The organism is Picosynechococcus sp. PCC 7003, from assembly GCF_001693255.1.
GTDB lineage: Bacteria > Cyanobacteriota > Cyanobacteriia > Cyanobacteriales > MRBY01 > MRBY01.
Genome location: NZ_CP016474.1, coordinates 344,310 through 361,492, shown reverse-complemented (window position 1 = coordinate 361,492; position 17,183 = coordinate 344,310). Strand labels below are relative to the sequence as shown.

General features: G+C 50.4%; 15 protein-coding genes and 1 pseudogene. 8 read left to right on the top strand and 8 right to left on the bottom strand.

Annotated features, from left to right (window positions below; genetic code table 11):
- Positions 1-52: 52 nt before the first annotated feature.
- The 4 genes from AWQ21_RS01705 to malQ form a co-directional block, all read right to left on the bottom strand.
- Positions 53-349: a helix-turn-helix domain-containing protein gene (locus tag AWQ21_RS01705; RefSeq protein ID WP_065713048.1), complete on the bottom strand. Its 297-nt coding sequence runs from the start codon at positions 347-349 to the stop codon at positions 53-55.
- Positions 346-672: a type II toxin-antitoxin system RelE/ParE family toxin gene (locus AWQ21_RS01700; protein WP_065713047.1), complete on the bottom strand. Its 327-nt coding sequence runs from the start codon at positions 670-672 to the stop codon at positions 346-348. The genes AWQ21_RS01705 and AWQ21_RS01700 overlap by 4 nt, the downstream gene beginning before the upstream one ends.
- Positions 673-772: 100 nt before the next feature.
- A complete protein-coding gene (locus AWQ21_RS01695; protein ID WP_065713046.1) occupies positions 773-1,156 on the bottom strand; it encodes a DUF1818 family protein in 384 nt (127 codons plus the stop codon).
- Positions 1,157-2,674 (bottom strand): 4-alpha-glucanotransferase, encoded by a 1,518-nt coding sequence (malQ, locus tag AWQ21_RS01690; protein WP_065713045.1) that lies wholly within the window; start codon positions 2,672-2,674, stop codon positions 1,157-1,159.
- Between the two features lie 240 nt (positions 2,675-2,914).
- Here malQ and fbp point away from each other — a divergent pair, with 240 nt between their 5' ends.
- The 3 genes from fbp (at position 2,915) to AWQ21_RS01675 (ending at position 5,931) form a co-directional block, all read left to right on the top strand.
- Positions 2,915-3,964, top strand: a complete 1,050-nt coding sequence (fbp, locus tag AWQ21_RS01685) for a class 1 fructose-bisphosphatase (RefSeq protein ID WP_065713044.1) — start codon at positions 2,915-2,917, stop codon at positions 3,962-3,964.
- A gap of 67 nt (positions 3,965-4,031) precedes the next feature.
- Positions 4,032-4,250, top strand: a complete 219-nt coding sequence (locus AWQ21_RS01680) for a hypothetical protein (RefSeq protein ID WP_065713043.1) — start codon at positions 4,032-4,034, stop codon at positions 4,248-4,250.
- A 115-nt stretch (positions 4,251-4,365) separates the two neighbouring features.
- Entirely contained in the window at positions 4,366-5,931 is a 1,566-nt protein-coding gene (locus AWQ21_RS01675; RefSeq protein WP_065713042.1) for a B12-binding domain-containing radical SAM protein, read from the top strand.
- Positions 5,932-6,019: 88 nt separating this feature from the next.
- On the opposite strand, the gene AWQ21_RS01670 is transcribed toward AWQ21_RS01675, so the two are convergent.
- Positions 6,020-7,276, bottom strand: a complete 1,257-nt coding sequence (locus tag AWQ21_RS01670; protein WP_065713041.1) for an acetylornithine transaminase — start codon at positions 7,274-7,276, stop codon at positions 6,020-6,022.
- A 245-nt stretch (positions 7,277-7,521) separates the two neighbouring features.
- On the opposite strand from AWQ21_RS01670, the pseudogene AWQ21_RS01665 reads away from it, so the two are divergent.
- The 4 genes and pseudogenes from AWQ21_RS01665 to AWQ21_RS01650 all read left to right on the top strand — a co-directional run bounded on the left by AWQ21_RS01665 (position 7,522) and on the right by AWQ21_RS01650 (position 12,415).
- Positions 7,522-8,522, top strand: a pseudogene (locus AWQ21_RS01665) (potassium channel family protein).
- A 261-nt stretch (positions 8,523-8,783) separates the two neighbouring features.
- Entirely contained in the window at positions 8,784-10,031 is a 1,248-nt protein-coding gene (locus tag AWQ21_RS01660) for an RNA-guided endonuclease TnpB family protein (RefSeq protein ID WP_065715146.1), read from the top strand.
- A 121-nt stretch (positions 10,032-10,152) separates the two neighbouring features.
- A complete protein-coding gene (gene rpe, locus AWQ21_RS01655) occupies positions 10,153-10,842 on the top strand; it encodes a ribulose-phosphate 3-epimerase (protein ID WP_065713040.1) in 690 nt (229 codons plus the stop codon).
- Positions 10,843-11,002: 160 nt separating this feature from the next.
- Positions 11,003-12,415 (top strand): hypothetical protein, encoded by a 1,413-nt coding sequence (locus AWQ21_RS01650; RefSeq protein WP_065713039.1) that lies wholly within the window; start codon positions 11,003-11,005, stop codon positions 12,413-12,415.
- 108 nt (positions 12,416-12,523) lie between these two features.
- On the opposite strand, the gene psbU is transcribed toward AWQ21_RS01650, so the two are convergent.
- Positions 12,524-12,940 carry a photosystem II complex extrinsic protein PsbU gene (psbU, locus tag AWQ21_RS01645; RefSeq protein WP_065713038.1) on the bottom strand — a complete coding sequence of 139 codons (417 nt, stop codon included), beginning with the start codon at positions 12,938-12,940 and terminating at the stop codon, positions 12,524-12,526.
- Positions 12,941-13,249: 309 nt separating this feature from the next.
- Here psbU and AWQ21_RS01640 point away from each other — a divergent pair, with 309 nt between their 5' ends.
- Positions 13,250-13,885 (top strand): peroxiredoxin, encoded by a 636-nt coding sequence (locus tag AWQ21_RS01640; RefSeq protein WP_065713037.1) that lies wholly within the window; start codon positions 13,250-13,252, stop codon positions 13,883-13,885.
- 118 nt (positions 13,886-14,003) lie between these two features.
- Here AWQ21_RS01640 and lpxC read toward each other — a convergent pair whose 3' ends face one another.
- Positions 14,004-14,831, bottom strand: a complete 828-nt coding sequence (gene lpxC, locus AWQ21_RS01635) for a UDP-3-O-acyl-N-acetylglucosamine deacetylase (protein WP_065713036.1) — start codon at positions 14,829-14,831, stop codon at positions 14,004-14,006.
- A 46-nt stretch (positions 14,832-14,877) separates the two neighbouring features.
- A complete protein-coding gene (locus AWQ21_RS01630) occupies positions 14,878-17,049 on the bottom strand; it encodes a BamA/TamA family outer membrane protein (RefSeq protein WP_065715167.1) in 2,172 nt (723 codons plus the stop codon).
- Positions 17,050-17,183: the final 134 nt, after the last annotated feature.

Here is a 17,183-nt window from a genome sequence, read left to right as displayed (position 1 = left end):
ATTTTTAAACAATTAGTTAGGTGTTATTTCACTAGAAAAATTGTGTTGTGTTCTAAATATTTTCGGACTTGACTAGTGTTATTTGAAGCTCACAACCTACGGCCTGAGCATAACGACGTAGGGTTGCCAAAGAAGGTGAATGCTTGCCACTACTAAGAGATGATTCTAGCCGTGTGACAGCAGGGGCTTTAGTTCCCATGCGAGCAGCAACCTCCGCTTGAGAAAGACCAGCTTCTTGTCTCGCTTTGAGCATTTGTCTCAACAAGGAAAACTCAGCTTCCATGTTGTCGTACATAATGCATGTTTCAGGATTAGTCAATACCTTTTTTTTCAATTCAGCATGATTCATTTACTCTTGACCTCCGACATACGGTATTTAGCGATTTTGAGTTCCTTCGATGGAGTCTTTTGGGATTTTTTCACAAAGCCATGGAGCATGACGATCCGTTGTCCTACTAGCGTGCAGTAGAATACTCGTGCAATCCCCTCTCTACCTTTAACGCGAAGTTCAAATAAGCCGCCTGACATAGATCGGGTATGGGGCATACCGAGATGAGCACCAAACTCTAGCATTAGATCTGTAAGGCGAAAATACTTGGCTGCTAAACTCGGTGGGAGTTCAAGGACAAACTCTTCGACATCAGAGTAAGGGTATTCAATGCTCCAAGACATAGGTTCAACATAACATAAATGTTATATTTTTCGAGTTTTTAATGGCTTTCGGGGCGATCGCCACTTTCGATAATTTCCTGACTCTTGATCTTCCGGAGCATCACAGCGGCAATTCATGACTTTTATGAAAAATATGACTTAATTGCACCAACTGCTGCACAGCTTCCGGTTGCCAATTGCCCTCAATATTTCGCTGGGTTAGAACTAACAAACGCAGACTATAGCTAGCCGGAAACCCCTCAATCTCCAGCCAAACCAAATCACTTTCTGCTTCGATAGCGATCCGTTCCTCTGGCATCAATTCCGAAGCAATACTTTCGACGGTATCGGCTAACTGCACCAACAAACGACAAAAATCTTTAAATTCTGCGGTAGTTAATTCCACGGCCCAATCGTCGGCTCCAACTAAGCCTTGAAAAGTCCGGGTGGGGTCAGGATTCCAGCCTAACCGCCAACCCGTTCCTTTTTTGAGCGATCGCCCCATTTATTCGCCTCGATACTCCGGTTCACGCCCGTAAAGATAGACGAGGTAGCGCAATTTGCCAATGAGGTCATCACTCAGCATTTCCGGCTGGTAGCGCCAAGTCCAGTTCCCGGCGGCCACCCCAGGGGTATTCATCTTTGCTTCAGACCCTAAACCCAAAAGATCCTGGAGGGGGAAAACTGCCAGATTTGCCACGGAACCCAACGCCAGACGAATCAGACCCCAATGGATTCCCTCATCGCAGAGGCAACCAAGGTAATCCGTAACCCGTGCCTTTTCTTCATCACTACGTTTGTCAAACCAGCCCACGGTGGTGTCATTATCATGGGTGCCCGTGTAGACAATGCAATTGCGATTGGTGTAATTAAACGGTAAAAACGGATTGGCGCGATCGCTATCAAAGGCAAAGTGCAAAATCTTCATGCCTGGTAAGCGATATTTGTCCCGCAGGGCCTCCACATCCGGCGTGATTACCCCCAGATCCTCAGCGACGATGGGCAGTTCACCGAGCTTATCTTTGAGTAACGCAAAAAATTCGTCACCCTTGGCTTTGATCCAGCGGCCATTCATCGCTGTTTTCTCCCCTTGGGGAACCGCCCAAAAGGCCTCAAAACCCCGGAAGTGATCGATGCGGACAATATCGACATACTCCAGCATGGTTTTAATGCGCTCGATCCACCAGGAATAATGACGGCGCGAAAGGTTACGCCAGTTGTAGACCGGGTTGCCCCAGAGTTGGCCTGTTTCACTGAAATAATCCGGTGGGACCCCCGCCATCCACTTTGCGGCCCCGGTTTCGTAATCGAGGCGGAAAATTTTCGGGTGCCCCCACACATCGGCACTGTCATGGGCCACATAAATCGGCAAATCCCCAAAGATTTGGATGCCCTTTTCATTGGCATAGCTCTTTAGGGTTGACCACTGGCGGAAAAATTCCGATTGGGCGTACTTATGGAAAAAAATCTGATCGGCGAGGACTTCTGTCTGTTGGGCGATCGCCTTTGGATCACGCCAAGCGAGGGCCGCATCCCAGTCATACCAACTTTTGCCGTCGTGGGCTTCCTTGAGGGCCATAAAGAGAGCATAGTCATTGAGCCAATAGGCCTGCTCTTCGCAAAAGGTTTGAAATTCTCGTTTTCTTTCTGGGGTCGCCACTGCTTGGAAGCGTTTACAAGCTTTTCTGAGGAGCGGCATCTTAAAGGCGATCGCCTGATCATAGTCCACCTGATCCCCAGGGCAACTCGGACAGGCCGCTAAATCTTCCTCTTCCAACAGATCCTCCGAAGCCAGCCATTCCAAATTCAGCAACATCGGATTGCCCGCAAAGGCCGAATAACACAGATAAGGAGAATTCCCAAACCCCGTTGGCCCCAGGGGCAGAACTTGCCAAACCTGCTGTCCACTATCGGCAAGAAAATCAATAAATCGATAGGCTTCTGGCCCCAGATCGCCGATTCCAAATCGACCCGGCAAAGACGTAGGATGCAACAGAACACCACTAGCACGACGTTGAAACATACGCAGATTACAAGCTCACAATTTTTCTCTACTGGCCATCCTAGCAACCGTTTCCCGTACAGCCGGAGATTGTGACGATTTTTGACAGCTAAAGGTCAAGGTTTGCCTATATCCCGCCTATTCTGCCCAAATGCTTGCCTTTTTTCCTGGCTTTTCCATTAAGTAATCCTTTAGCAAGAGCGCATCCTCCAGACACAGTCGTTACCATTGGAGCAGACAGACCCATGCAGGAAAAAGCCTATGCCAGATCACAGCCACGACATTACCCAAAGTCCGAGTCTCGACCGCGATTGCACCACTCTCTCCCGTCACGTTCTACAACAGCTCCAGAGCTTCGATACTGCGGCCCAAGACATCAGTGCCATCATGAACCGCATTGCCCTGGCCGGCAAACTCGTTGCCCGTCGCCTCAGTCGCGCTGGCCTGATGGAAGGGGTACTCGGCTTCACGGGCGAAGAAAATGTCCAAGGAGAATCCGTCAAACGGATGGATCTCTATGCCAACGATGTTTTTATTTCTGTTTTTAAACAAAGTGGCCTCGTTTGTCGCCTCGCCTCCGAGGAAATGGAAAAACCCTACTACATTCCTGAAAACTGCCCCATTGGTCGTTATACGCTGCTCTACGATCCGATTGATGGCTCCTCCAATGTCGATATTAATCTCAACGTTGGTTCCATTTTTTCCATCCGCCAACAAGAAGGCATGGATCTCGATGGAGATGCCGCAGACCTGCTCCAAAATGGTCACAAGCAAATTGCGGCCGGTTATATTCTTTACGGCCCTTCAACCATGTTGGTTTACTCCATTGGCACGGGGGTACACTCATTTATCCTTGATCCGAGTTTAGGGGAATTTATCCTCGCTGAAGAAAACATCACGATGCCGAACCATGGCTCGATCTACAGCGTCAATGAAGGTAATTTTTGGCAGTGGGAAGATTCGATCCGGGATTACATTCGCTACATGCACCGCCATGAAGGTTACACAGCTCGCTACAGTGGTGCCCTTGTAGGGGATTTACACCGCATCCTGATGCAGGGGGGCGTCTTCCTTTATCCAGGCACGAAGAAAAAGCCAGAGGGGAAATTGCGTCTTCTTTATGAAACCGCACCGTTAGCTTGGCTCATTGAACAGGCAGGGGGGAAAGCCAGTACAGGCACCATGCCGCTCTTAGATTTTGTGCCGACCTATCTCCACCAACGCACCCCGACGATCCTCGGTAGTGTAGAAAATGTGGAATTGGTTGAATCGTTCATCCACGAGGCAGAACAGGAAACCATCGGCGTTTAAAAAATTTTATTTTAAAGATTTATAAGGATATTGCAGAAACCTGATCGACAACTATGAGGTGAGCCGAATGCAAGAACTAACGGGGCGCATTGTCCATCAATCCCTAGGTGCTGGGGTATGGGTCCTCGAAACGACAGCGGGGGTTAACTATGAACTGCGAGATTTGCCCCAGGGCTATCAACAGCAAGGTCTACAGGTCGCTGTAACGGGGGAAGTCCTCACCGATGCGGTTTCTATTGCCATGGTGGGGCCCATTTTCGCCGTGGGTACCGTTACAAAACTTTAGCGCTACACTGAAGGCACTCGTGCGCTTACCTGACGTCAGTTTTGATGATGGTTGGCGATCGCCTTCTAAAAATCAGCCTTTTTAAAACCCTTTCATCATAAAACCCTTAAATACCATGCGTGTCCTCCTCATCTATCCGGTTTTTCCTCCCACTTTTTGGTCCTACGAAAAAATCCTTGAACTGGTCAACCGCAAGGTGCTGTTGCCTCCTTTGGGCTTAATTACCGTGGCGGCGATTTTGCCCCAGGCGTGGGAGTTTAAACTGGTTGACCGCAATATTCGCGCTGTGACGGAGGCGGAATGGGAATGGGCCGATCTGGTCTTGATGTCGGCGATGATCGTCCAAAAAGATGACCTCCTTGACCAAATTAAGGAAGCGAAAAAACGGGATAAATTGGTGGCGGTTGGCGGCCCCTACCCGACGTCAGTACCCGAAGAAGTCCAGGATGTAGGGGCGGACTTTTTGATCCTCGATGAAGGAGAACTTACCCTGCCGATGTTTGTGGAAGCCGTTAACAACGGGGCCACTTCTGGAACTTTTCGCGCCACCGAAAAACCCGATGTCACCACTACGCCAGTACCCCGTTATGATCTGTTGGAATTGGATCAATATGATTCGATGTCGGTACAGTTCTCCCGGGGCTGTCCCTTCCAATGTGAATTTTGTGACATTATCGTGCTCTACGGGCGTAAACCCCGCACCAAAACCCCAGAGCAGCTTTTAAAGGAATTGGATTGCCTCTACGAATTGGGTTGGCGGCGCAGCATTTTCATGGTGGATGATAATTTCATCGGCAACAAGCGGAACGTTAAACTCCTCCTCAAGGCCCTCAAGGAATGGCAACGGGAGCATCAATACCCCTTCCGCTTCAATACCGAAGCTTCGGTGGATCTTGCCGATGATCTAGAGCTCATGGATCTGATGGTGGAATGTTTCTTTGATGCGGTTTTCCTCGGCATTGAAACCCCCGATGAAGAGAGTCTACAACTCACCAAAAAATTTCAAAATACCCGCAGCTCCCTCGCTGAATCCATTGACAAAATTATTCAAGCAGGTTTGCGGCCCATGGCAGGCTTTATCATCGGCTTCGATGGGGAGAAAAAAGGGGCAGGCGATCGCATTATCAAATTTGCGGAACTGACGGCGATCCCCACCACCACCTTTGCGATGCTCCAGGCCTTGCCGAATACGGCACTCTGGCACCGCCTCGAAGCGGAAGGGCGACTCCGGGCGAAAAAGGACGGCAACATCAACCAAACAACCCTGATGAACTTCATCCCCACCCGTCCCCTCGAAGACATTGCCAATGAGTATGTCCACGCCTTTTGGCAACTCTACGATCCGCACCTTTATTTAGACCGCATTTACCGTTGTTTCCTAAAACTGGGCGCGCCGAAATGTCATCCCCCGGCCAAGTTGCCCAGTTTGGTCGATCTCAAGGCATTGGCGATCGTTATTTGGCGGCAAGGCATCAAGCGGGATACCCGTTGGCGCTTTTGGCACCATTTATTCGGTATTTTGCGCCACAATCCGGCGGTGTTTGAGCATTACCTCACCCTCTGTGCCCACAACGAGCATTTCCTGGAGTACCGCCAGATCGTGAAGGACAGCATTGAAACCCAGTTAGCGGAATTTTTGGAACAGGAAGAAACGCCGACTCCGACCCCCGTTACGGTGTAGTCACAGTTAGGTAAGCGCCATAAAAACAAAACTCCCCGATTTTTAACAATGGGGGAGCTTTTTATTGCTTTGTGCAGGATGAGGAAATTTAGAGGGCCATGGCCGCGAGGGTTTGATCGAGAAGGGCGATCGCCTCATCAATTTCTGCGGCGGAGACAATCAGGGGCGGCACAAACCGGAGCACCTTCGGGCCAGCGGGGGCCAATAGTAAACCATTTTCCATGGCCGCTTTGACCACTTCAATGGAGGTGAGTTCGAGGTCTGCTTTAATTTCCATGCCATTGATCAAACCCCAACCCCTGACATCACTGAAGTAGGGATATTTTTCGGCCAGGGTCTTTAAACCCGCCCGGAGCTGTTCCCCACGGGCGTTGACATTTTCTAGTAAGTTTTCCTGTTCGAGGGTTTCAACCACCGCTAGGGCCGCTGCACAAGAGAAGGGGTTCCCACCAAAGGTGCTGGCATGTTCCCCAGGGTTAAAGACAGCGCAGGAATCCTTGCACATCATGGCACCAATGGGGATCCCTCCCGCTAAACCTTTCGCACTGGTGAAAATATCTGGTTCAATGCCGAGGTTTTCGTAGCCCCAGTATTTGCCGGTTCTCCCAACGCCAACTTGCACTTCATCGAGGACGAGGAGAATCCCATTTTCGTCACAAATGCGCCGCACTGCTTTGAAATATTCCACCTCACCAGGCCGGACACCTCCTTCCCCCTGGAGAGCTTCGAGCATAATGGCGGCGACGCGGCGATTCCCTTCATCGATATCGGTGATCGCTTCTTCGAGGGCGCGAACGTCGTTGTAGGGTACATAGGCAAATCCATCAGGGAGCGGGTCAAAATGTTTTTGATATTTGGGTTGTCCGGTGGCGGTGATGGTGGCGAGGGTACGCCCATGGAAGCTCGATTTCGCCGAGAGGATCACGGGTTGCTCGAGGAAGTCTGAGACGGTGTGGGCATATTTGCGGACTAATTTAATGGCTGCTTCGTTGGCTTCGGCCCCGGAGTTGCAGAAAAAGACTTTATCGGCGCAGGAGTGTTCGACGATCCACTGGGCTAAAGCGCCTTGCTCTGGGATGTAGTAGAGATTAGAAACATGGTGCAGTTTTTGAATTTGCGCGCTGACGGCTTGGATCAGGGCGGGGTGAGCATGGCCGAGGGTGCAGGTGGCAATGCCCGCGACAAAATCTAGGTAACTTTTCCCTTCCGTATCCCACAAACGGCAACCTTCCCCCTTGGCGATCGCCACCGGAAAGCGCCCATAGGTATGCATCACATACTGATCGAACTGGTCTGAGTTAAAGCTTTGGGCTGGAGAATGGTTTAGTAGCGTTTGGGGACTCACGGGTTACTCCTCTGCGATGGCGAGACTCAAAGTTAAATTTCAGTTTAGCCAATGGGTAATCTTTTTTGCTAAATACAAGGGGGGAATGAGCTAAAGAAATTCTGTGTTTTTTTAGCTTCCTACAGGTCGATTTGAATTGTCTGCAACTTTCCCTACAAACATCAGACTTATTTTGAGGATCATCGGTGTATAGCATTGAGCAAAAATATAGGCGCCTCAGGGGGCAGCTGCAACTAGGCTTGCTGATGCTGGTGGCGCTGTTTCTGCTGGGGACGAGTTGGTTTATTGTCGTGGAGCAGTGGTCATGGGTGGATGCAGCCTATATGACGATGATCACCCTCTCGACCGTTGGCTTTGGGGAAACCTATCCCCTCGGCGATCGCTCCCGTGTGTTTACGATCATTCTGATTTTTTTGGGTTTAATCGCAGTCGGTTATATCGTGAACCGCTTTATCGAAGCAATGATTAGCGGCTATTTCCAGGAGGTAAAAAAATTGAAGCAGTACCAGCAGCAAATCAGTCGTCTTAATAACCACTACATTGTCTGTGGCCTCGGTCGTACCGGACAGCAGGTCGCCCGGGAATTTGTCGCCGAGGGGATTCCTTTTGTAGTTGTCGATCTCGAACCGGAAATTATTGAAGCCGCCCGCGACCAAGGTTATATCTGCATTCAAGGGGATGCCACCCTCGATCAATATCTCCATGAAGCGAAAATTGACCGGGCAACTTGTTTGGTGGCAGCCCTCAGTTCCGACGCAGAAAATCTCTACACAGTGCTTTCGGCGAAAACATTAAACCCAAAAATTCGGGCGATCGCCAGGGCCAGTACCGAAGAAGCCGTCGAAAAATTACGCCGTGCCGGGGCCGATGCCGTTGTGTCCCCCTACATTACCGGGGGGCGTCGCCTGGCCGCTGCGGCCCTCAGACCCCAAGTCATGGACTTTGTTGATGGCATTCTCACCGGAACAGAACGCTCTTACTACCTCGAAGAAATCCGTGTCGATAGCAATTGTGGCGATTATATTGGCAAAAGCCTCAGCGAAGCCCGACTTAGGGTGCAGTCCGGTGCCCTCGTCCTCGCTATTCGTCGTCAAGATGGCAGTCTCATTCCTGGGCCAACGGGAGAGACGCTACTCCTATCTGGGGACTTTTTATTTGTATGGGCACCGCAGAGCAGCTGCGCAAACTAAACAGTATCTTGATCCCTGTACAAACCGATGGGCCTCTGCGTCCCCCCCAACGCTAGGTCAGTGTTTCCTGAACTTGGGCGCGGCAGTCCCTATCCCTCTTTAGGGTAGGGAAGGATAGCGCGGCTACTGAAGAGAAACGGAAGTAGCCAAATCAATCAGGCTTAGGCAATCGCCTTATGTACTCTCTGATAATTTGAGCCATGCTGACATCCTTGTTGGACGCGAACGCCTTGAGTCTTGCCAGATCCTCTGATGTTAGCCTTATTTTTAGTATTTCTGACTTGTTCATTGTGGGCACAATAGACTACCATAGGAGCATGGTAACACGCCGAATCACTTACAGGCTCTATCCAAGTCGCCAACAGCAAAAAAAGCTGCACTATTGGCGGCGTTTACATTGCAGTTTGTATAACGCAGCGATTGCTAACCGTAAAACCCAGTACCAAAAGTTCAACCATGCAGTCGATTACTTTGAGCAGCAAAATAGTCTGCCAGGGTTCAAGCAAGTATGGCCAGAATTTAAGGAACTGGGTTCCCATGCCCTACAGGCAACGTTAAAGCGAGTGGACTTTGCCTTCAACCGATTTTTTAAGGGATTGGGGGGATATCCAAAGTTCAAGGCATCTCGACGCTATGGAGGGTGGACATATCCCTGCGGGGCAGGTTGGCAGGTAGAAACAGACGGTCAGCATGGCTTTCTCAAGTTGAGCCACTTAGGCAGAATGCAAATGAGAGGGAAAGCTCGCACCTGGGGAAAACCAACAACTTGCACAATTTTCTTCCGCCAGGGCAAGTGGTATGCCTCAATCACCGTCAAATGTGAACCCAAGCGGGAAACCGAGGGTGGGTCTGTGGGGATTGATTTAGGTTGCAAGGAAGCGATTACCCTTTCTACAGGGGAGCAACTATCAAAGCCTGGCTTTATCAAAGTCGGTGAGGTTGCTGTAAGGCAAGCATCCAAGCAACTCAGACGAAAGCGTGCACCAAACCGAAATAAGCGAGTTAAAGCATCGCGGCGGTGGCAAAAAGCGAGACGGCAGGTATCAATGCGGCAACGCAAAATTACCCGTCAGCGCGAAGATTGGCTGCATCAAATCACAAGCAACATAGTCAGCGGTAATAGCCTAGTTGCAGGTGAGCAGTTAAACGTCAAAAACATGACCCGCAAAGCCAAAAAAGGCAGCAAACGGAAAGCTCAAAAAACAGGGCTTAACCGCTCCATTCTCTCGGTTGGCTTCGGCATGATTGGTTCAATGCTGGAATACAAGCTGGCAGAGGCAGGAGGATTTTATGTGGAGTCCCCGACAAGGACGCTTAAGCCCTCTCAGCGTTGCGCTAAATGTTGGGAGCTAACGCCAAAGACATTGGCAGACAGGGTACATATTTGCTCAAACCCAAACTGTGGCCACAGGGAGGATAGAGATATCAATGCAGCTCAGGTTAATTTAGCCTGGGCAAGGGGTCAAGAACTGGCCTCTTCAGTCGCGGAGCCGCCAAGCTCTACCGATTGCGGAAGCATGAGGCAACTTGGGGCGATGAAACGACGGAAACTCCATGCCTCTTAGGCTGGAGTAGTTCATACAATGGCCCCACCAAGGTCAGGCCACAAAAAATATTGATACAAACTTTTGTTAATATTGATACCAACTTAGAATTCTTGAGATAAATAAGAGGAATCCACCCACCATGACCGACAAGAAAATTGTAGTTTCCCCGTCCATTCTTTCCGCGGACTTTAGCCGCCTTGGTGAAGAAATTAAAGCAGTCGATGAAGCTGGCGCTGATTGGATTCACGTCGATGTCATGGATGGTCGTTTTGTCCCGAATATCACCATTGGGCCGTTAATTGTTGAGGCTATTCGTCCCTACACCAAAAAGCCTTTGGATGTGCATTTGATGATTGTTGAGCCAGAAAAATACGTGGCAAATTTTGCCAAAGCTGGTGCTGACATTATTTCTGTCCATGCAGAACACAATGCGTCTCCCCACCTCCACCGCACCCTCTGCCAAATTCGCGAGCTGGGTAAAAAATCTGGGGTTGTACTGAATCCTTCTACACCCCTCAACATCATTGAGCACGTCCTTGATGTCTGTGACCTGATTTTGATCATGAGTGTGAACCCTGGGTTCGGTGGCCAAAGCTTCATTCCTTCAATGGTTAGCAAGATCGAAAAATTGCGGGCAATGTGTGATGAGCGCGGCCTCGATCCTTGGATTGAAGTCGATGGTGGCATCAAGCCTGCGAATGCGTGGCAAGTCATTGATGCGGGAGCCAATGCGATTGTTGCGGGTTCTGCGGTTTTCAAGGCACCTAGTTATGCTGAGGCGATCGAAGGGATTCGTAACAGCAAGAAGCCAAAAGCAGTTGCGGCCTAGGACATCCCCCTAAATCCCCCTTCAAAGGGGGACTTCAGACTGAAGTTTCAAATCATTGCATCATCAACAAATAGGGAAAGACGAGACTGCCTTTCCCTATTTTTGTGGTGAGGGGAGTCTGGTGGCATAATCGAAGTGATCTCCTGAGATAAGTGATGCTGTGAAAGAGTCGGATTTGCGTCAGTTGGCGGAACAGGGAAATCCCCAGGCGATCGCCCAAGTGTTAAGGCAAGCATTTCAACCCCACCAGATCCGGGTGATGCTCAAGCGGGTGGCTGATAAACACCTTAAAATTCAACTCGAAGGCTTTACAACCCCTGACCAGGCGATCGCCAAACAAATCCTCGCCCCTTGGCAAAAAATTTGGGAACGCACGATCACGGAAACCTTTACCGTTGAAGGCCTTCGTTTTGGGGAAGTCACCCCCGACTGGGAATGGACAATCGTTGCGGGCTTACTCTCCCCAGCCGAACGGGAACCCTCTCCGGAAGCACTCAGCGCCCAAGAACCGCCCCAAAAGACTGCCCTCAAAAACGATGCGCTCACCTTGAAACTCCGGCAACTGCTAGCGGCTTACCTGTGGAGTATCAAAGTTACGCCCTCCGCTGGGGCCTTGGTGATCAAGTTAACGGTGATTGACCAACGCGATCGCCAAGACTATTGCCAGATTATCCAGGAGGCTTTACAGCATTTTTCCCTGGATGACGTCGAAAAAGTTTACCTCAATGTCTACCATCGCCAGCAACAGAAATATCTCCTCAAAACCTGTTTTCCCCTCCATGGTGCCTTGCCGTCTCAAATCTCTTATCAGCGCCCTCGGTCACGGCCACTGCCTCCGGATACGCCCCAGGCACTCCTCATTGGTGGCGGCTTGGGCCTAATTCTCTTTTTGCTGCCCCCCAGTCGCTTTATTCTGAATACCTTTCTCACCCTCGTCCACGAAATTGGCCATGCGATCGCCTATTGGCTGTTTGGCTATCCCGCTGTGCCGAGTTTTGATTTTATCTTTGGGGGCGGCATTACCCTCGCCCTCGGCCGCGCCAGCATTATTTTGTGGCTGCTCTACGGGGCGATCGCCTATCTCGCTTGGCAATACCGTCGCAATCGCGGCACCCTGATTACCTTGGCCGGTCTGACTCTCCTGCAAATCCTTCTGATCTTGACAGGTTGGGATCAAATCGCCATTATCGCCATGGGCCACCTCTTAGAAATTGCCGCCGTTTTTATTTGCCTGTACTTTGCCCTTGGTAAATACTTTTGCCATGTCTCTGGCGAACAAACCCTCTATGCCCTGTTGGCCAGTTTTAGCTTTCTAGAAAATAGTGCCTTTTTCGGGCAGCTCATGACTAGCGAAACCTTCCGCATTGCCTACCGGGTCGGGAAAGGAGGCCTTTTAGATCATGATTTGGTGCGCTTGACCCAAGATTTTTTCTCCATGTCCCTGTCAACCCTGGCGGGCTGTTTTTTGCTCCTGACTCTCCTGGCTCCCGTACTGGCCTTTGGAGCCTTTCATTGGGAATCCCTGTGGGTGCCTCGGTTTTATCGACTGTGCCAACCGAGTCCTAAATCTTAAAAATCGCCACAAAAAAACCTATCCCTGGGGAATAGGTCACTTGTATCTTAAAGTTTAGGTTTGACTCACAAAAATTTTCCTCAGCAAGGAAAGATTTCGTTTGTATCCTTAATAGTCACCGGTGTTTAGACGTTGGTCACCATCAATAAACACATCAGCAGGGGGGGTGACGGTGAAACGCTCTAAATTTTCCTCTAATCGTGCCAGTTGCTTCTCGCTGAGGTCGGGGATATTTAATACATCTTCAACGCTGTCATAGGGGGCATTTTCGATGATGCGTTTGGCTAATATGGGATAAAATCCACGGAGCTCGCGGAAAAGACGGACGCTGGCGTTGTTTAGGTCAATTTTCTTGCCATATTCTGACTCAAGCACCTTGTCAGCGGGATTAACACGCTCACCGAGCACGGCTGCAGAAACAAAGCCATTGCTTAAATCGAGGGCTTGGGCTTGGGGTTGAACGCTAAAGAACGCGCAACCGAACATGAGGACGAGCCCCATTAATGCACTCACAACTCTACTCATTATGATTGATTCCTCCTAGGCTTTTCCCAGCTTTTTTTTGATGAATTCTTAGATTTATGTAAAATACCAAGCTTCAGGCGGCCTGAAACTACTAACGTAAAAAATTCTGGCTTATTATTTCATTTTTCCGGCTTGGTTGTCACCTTTGGCTTTTTTGATTCTGAAGAATGGCAACAAAAGTTAATAAATATTGCGCTCTGTGACGGCAGCTTATCATTTTCCAGTGGCGATCGCCCCCCTTGGCATCTTCCCAGGTAGATGGGCCATAATGATCCTTTGGTAGTTTATTTAACATCAGGAGTTTAGTTTATGTCCCTCCGGTTAGGCGATGTGGCCCCCAACTTCACCCAAGATTCCACCATTGGGGAAATTGATTTTTATGATTGGGCTGGCGACAGTTGGGTGGTTTTGTTTTCCCATCCCGCTGATTTTACCCCCGTGTGCACCACCGAATTAGGCGAAGTAGCCCGGTTAAAGGGAGAGTTTGAAAAGCGCAATGCGAAGGTGATTGCCCTCAGCGTTGATGACACGGCCTCCCACAACAACTGGGTCGGTGATATCGATGAAACCCAGGGATGTGCTGTCAATTACCCGATTTTGTCCGACGCGGATCAAAAAGTTGCCACCCTCTACAACATGATCCACCCCAACGCCAACCCGAAAGTGACGGTGCGGACTGTTTTTGTGATTGATCCTGAGCGGAAGGTGCGTTTAACCCTCACCTATCCCCCCAGCACTGGCCGGAACTTCCAAGAAATTTTGCGGGTTTTGGATTCGCTACAACTCACGGACAACTACAGCGTGGCGACTCCCGTCAATTGGCAAGACGGCGAGGATGTTGTTGTTTCTCCAGCAATTTCCACTGAGGATGCGAAAGTCAAGTTTCCCAAAGGCGTCAAGGAAATCAAGCCCTATCTGCGCATGACTCCTCAACCGAATAAGTAGAGCTTCGGCTCCTAGGGGTTGGCAATCTCTGAAAAAAGCGATCGCCAGCCCCAAAAACTAGCAATATAGGTCACATTGTTTGCATCATCCTTTACCAAGTAGCAGCTTGATTAGAATTTTAGAAAAGAGTTGCCTGTAAAGTTTTGGCGAGTTGGGTATGGAGTTTATGGCTCGCTTTGTAGGCCAGGTAATGGCCCGTGGGAATCGTGCCAAGCAAACTTAAATCACCGATTAAGTCAAGTAATTTATGGCGAGCAGGCTCATTCTCAAATCGGAGTGGCGGATTGAGCCATTTTTCTTGGTCGCAAACGAGGGCATTATCTAAACTCCCTCCCTGAATTAATCCAGCTTTTTTCAGTTGCTCAATTTGGTCAGCAAAGCCAAAAGTCCGAGCCGGGGCGATCGCCTGGGCAAAGGGTTCTGCTGCGGGGCTCCAACTGTGCCACTGGTTACCAATGGGCTTGTAGGTGAAATCGATGCCATAGGTAAACCGCAATTCCGCAGCGGGCAAGGCCGCCACAAAGGCCTCATCTTCCTGGAGCCAAATGGGTTCTATGACCACAGGGGTGGCGATCGCCTCATCTGTGAGGGTCTGGGTACCGGCCTTGGCGATCGCCTCTACCCACTGCACCGCCGAGCCATCCAACAGGGGTAACTCTGGCCCATCAATTTCGATACGCACCACATCAATCCCCAGACCTACTAATGCCGCTAGCAAATGCTCTGTGGTTCTAACCTTGGCTTCGCCTACTGCCAATTCCGTAGACAAGAGTGTTTGATTGACAGCCTCAATGCGGGCCGGGATCTGGGGTTCCCCTGGTAAATCTGTGCGCACAAAATAACGACCCTGGTGGCGATCGCCAGGCATCAGCTTTAGGGTGACTCGTTGCCCCGAATGGAGACCGACCCCGGAACATTCAACGGTTGTTTTTAACGTTTTAACCATCACAAAAAAGGGGGTTGCCCCCCCACGAAATCAGACCGATAACGCCCTAGAAGCGCTCACCAATACCAAAGTGAATGCGGCTGTCCCCTTGGTCATTGAGCCCATAATCCACCCGGATTGGCCCCAGGGGAGAATTCACCCGAACACCGATACCATAACCAAAACCATTGCCAGGCTTGCCACGGGTTCCAGCCGGATCGCCCGGTACATCATCCCCGGAACCGAGGTCGGTGGCATAGTCAGCAAATAGCGCTCCACCCACTGCCGAGAAAATCGGGAAGCGATATTCTGCCGTCGCTTGGACGTAGTTACGGCCACTGCCGAGATCCCCTTCTTCAAAGCCCCGCACAGAGTTGCTGCCCCCAAGGGAGAAAGCTTCATAGGGCGGTAAGTCACCGAGAATAGCGCCCCCTTGGATGTTGAAGGCCAAAGTATGGGGTTTCTCTTCACTGCCAAAGCTAGGAAGTTTAATCGGTGAATCCATGTAGATACTGTGGCTGGCCCGGAGTCGGTTAAAGAGAATGCTGCCGCTGCCAATGGGAATAGTCTGATCGGTACCGAAACGGGTAATGGAACCCCGGGTCGCCCCATCAAAGCTCGTGCGTTTATCCCGTACAACGTTCAGGCTCAGGGAAAAGATATCGTCAACGCCACTGTCCGAGAAACTGAGTTGATTCCCAGCTTGGTCGATAAACTCTGTATCGCCATCGGCATTGGTAATCCGGACGCGGTTGTAATCAAAGCCCAGGGAGGCACGCCATTCAGAGGGGCCAAAAACATTTTTCGATAGGGGACGGCTAAAGGTCACCCCACCACCAATGCGGTTAATCCGGGGGCGATCGCCACTGGGGTCGAGATCGACATCTGTCTCACCTCCATCAAAGATCAGTGAGATAGAACGACGGCGGAAGGCATTGACCGAATAGGATGTCCGGTAGGGATCGCCAGCAATCCAAGGATCCGTAAAGGAGAGGTCAAACAGGGCATCCCGTTGCCCCAGTTGGAATTCTGCCGCTAGACGTTGGTTATTACCACCCAGGTTTTGTTGCTGGTAGCTCACACTCCCAAAGAAGCCACTGGCCGAGCTGATCCCCCCACCAGCGGCGATGGAACCTGTATTCCCTTCAATGACATTCAAATTTAGAACAGCCTGGGTTGGATCTTCGGTACCGGTGGTGAAATCTAACTGAACATCTTCAAATAGTCCCAGACCAAACACCCGCTGGAGATCCCGTTGGGCGACATCCCGCCGGAAAACGTCCCCTGGTTTGAGTTCCATTTCCCGCGTAATGATAAAGTCCCGGGTTTTGCCATCGACGGGTTCATTGTCAGCATTGATGAAATTGACTTGGATGTCTTCGATCACCCCTTCAACGACAACGAGGGTCACAACCCCATCGGCACTGGGTTCATCAATACCGATTACCTTGGCCAGATCGTAACCGTTGTCTTGGTACCACTGCTGGAGTTGTTGGAGTTTATTACTGCCCTCTTGGAAATCATTGAGGTTGATAATTTCGCCATAGCGATCGCGGAAAATATTATCGACAACTTCAGGGGGCGTAATATTTTGACTGCCTTCTAGGGGCAACGCCTGCACGACGATATCGCTTAAAACGGGGTTGGGTACCACATCGAACGTTACCCGCACCCCTAGGGGCGTATCTTCTGGGGTCGCCACGACATTGGCAAACAAACCCGTCGCGTAGACGCGGTTCACATCATTCCGAATTTGTGAAACGGTTGTGGGTCGTCCAGCCCGGGTTTCAATGGCCTGGATAATTTCTTGTTCTAGTTCGACATTGTCGCCCACACCATTAATCTGAATTTCTGCAACCAATACCCTGGGTTCGTTGGGGTTGGCCTGGGTATTGGGGTTTCCCTGCTGCTGGGCGTAGAGCTGCGGCAGATTACTGTCTTGGGAAGTTGGTTGAGCCTGGGTAGCGGGAGGGGTGACAGCTTGGGTCGGCGCCTGGGCCAGGGTTTGGGTTTGGGGCGCTGGCGTCGGGGAAGCCTGTTCTGTGGGCGCTGTGTCTGTGACTTCTACTGGCAGAGCCGGCACGACAACTTGGGTCACCGTTGGCATCAGGGGATCGAGATTACTCCCTTCTGATCGGGGTTCGGCATGGGCCGGAGACATGATACCCAAAGAGGCGATCGCCGCCCAAAGTGCTAGGGCCTGGGGGGAAAAATAGTCTAAATTTTGTTGTTTCTGCACGTCCAAACACCAGATCAAACGAAAGTTATCAGCACTCTATTTATAAGTGCTTTTTCTGTAAATTGGCCAACATGAGTAATTTACTCTGCTGGATTGTACCAGAGTCGAAGACGGGGAAGCGTTGCTTATGTTTC

Coding starts and splice junctions, on each gene's coding strand:
- AWQ21_RS01705 (WP_065713048.1), bottom strand. CDS start 349: ATGAATCATGCTGAATTGAAAAAAAAGGTATTGACTAATCCTGAAACA.
- AWQ21_RS01700 (WP_065713047.1), bottom strand. CDS start 672: ATGTCTTGGAGCATTGAATACCCTTACTCTGATGTCGAAGAGTTTGTC.
- AWQ21_RS01695 (WP_065713046.1), bottom strand. CDS start 1,156: ATGGGGCGATCGCTCAAAAAAGGAACGGGTTGGCGGTTAGGCTGGAAT.
- malQ (WP_065713045.1), bottom strand. CDS start 2,674: ATGTTTCAACGTCGTGCTAGTGGTGTTCTGTTGCATCCTACGTCTTTG.
- fbp (WP_065713044.1), top strand. CDS start 2,915: ATGCCAGATCACAGCCACGACATTACCCAAAGTCCGAGTCTCGACCGC.
- AWQ21_RS01680 (WP_065713043.1), top strand. CDS start 4,032: ATGCAAGAACTAACGGGGCGCATTGTCCATCAATCCCTAGGTGCTGGG.
- AWQ21_RS01675 (WP_065713042.1), top strand. CDS start 4,366: ATGCGTGTCCTCCTCATCTATCCGGTTTTTCCTCCCACTTTTTGGTCC.
- AWQ21_RS01660 (WP_065715146.1), top strand. CDS start 8,784: ATGGTAACACGCCGAATCACTTACAGGCTCTATCCAAGTCGCCAACAG.
- rpe (WP_065713040.1), top strand. CDS start 10,153: ATGACCGACAAGAAAATTGTAGTTTCCCCGTCCATTCTTTCCGCGGAC.
- psbU (WP_065713038.1), bottom strand. CDS start 12,940: ATGAGTAGAGTTGTGAGTGCATTAATGGGGCTCGTCCTCATGTTCGGT.
- AWQ21_RS01640 (WP_065713037.1), top strand. CDS start 13,250: ATGTCCCTCCGGTTAGGCGATGTGGCCCCCAACTTCACCCAAGATTCC.
- lpxC (WP_065713036.1), bottom strand. CDS start 14,831: ATGGTTAAAACGTTAAAAACAACCGTTGAATGTTCCGGGGTCGGTCTC.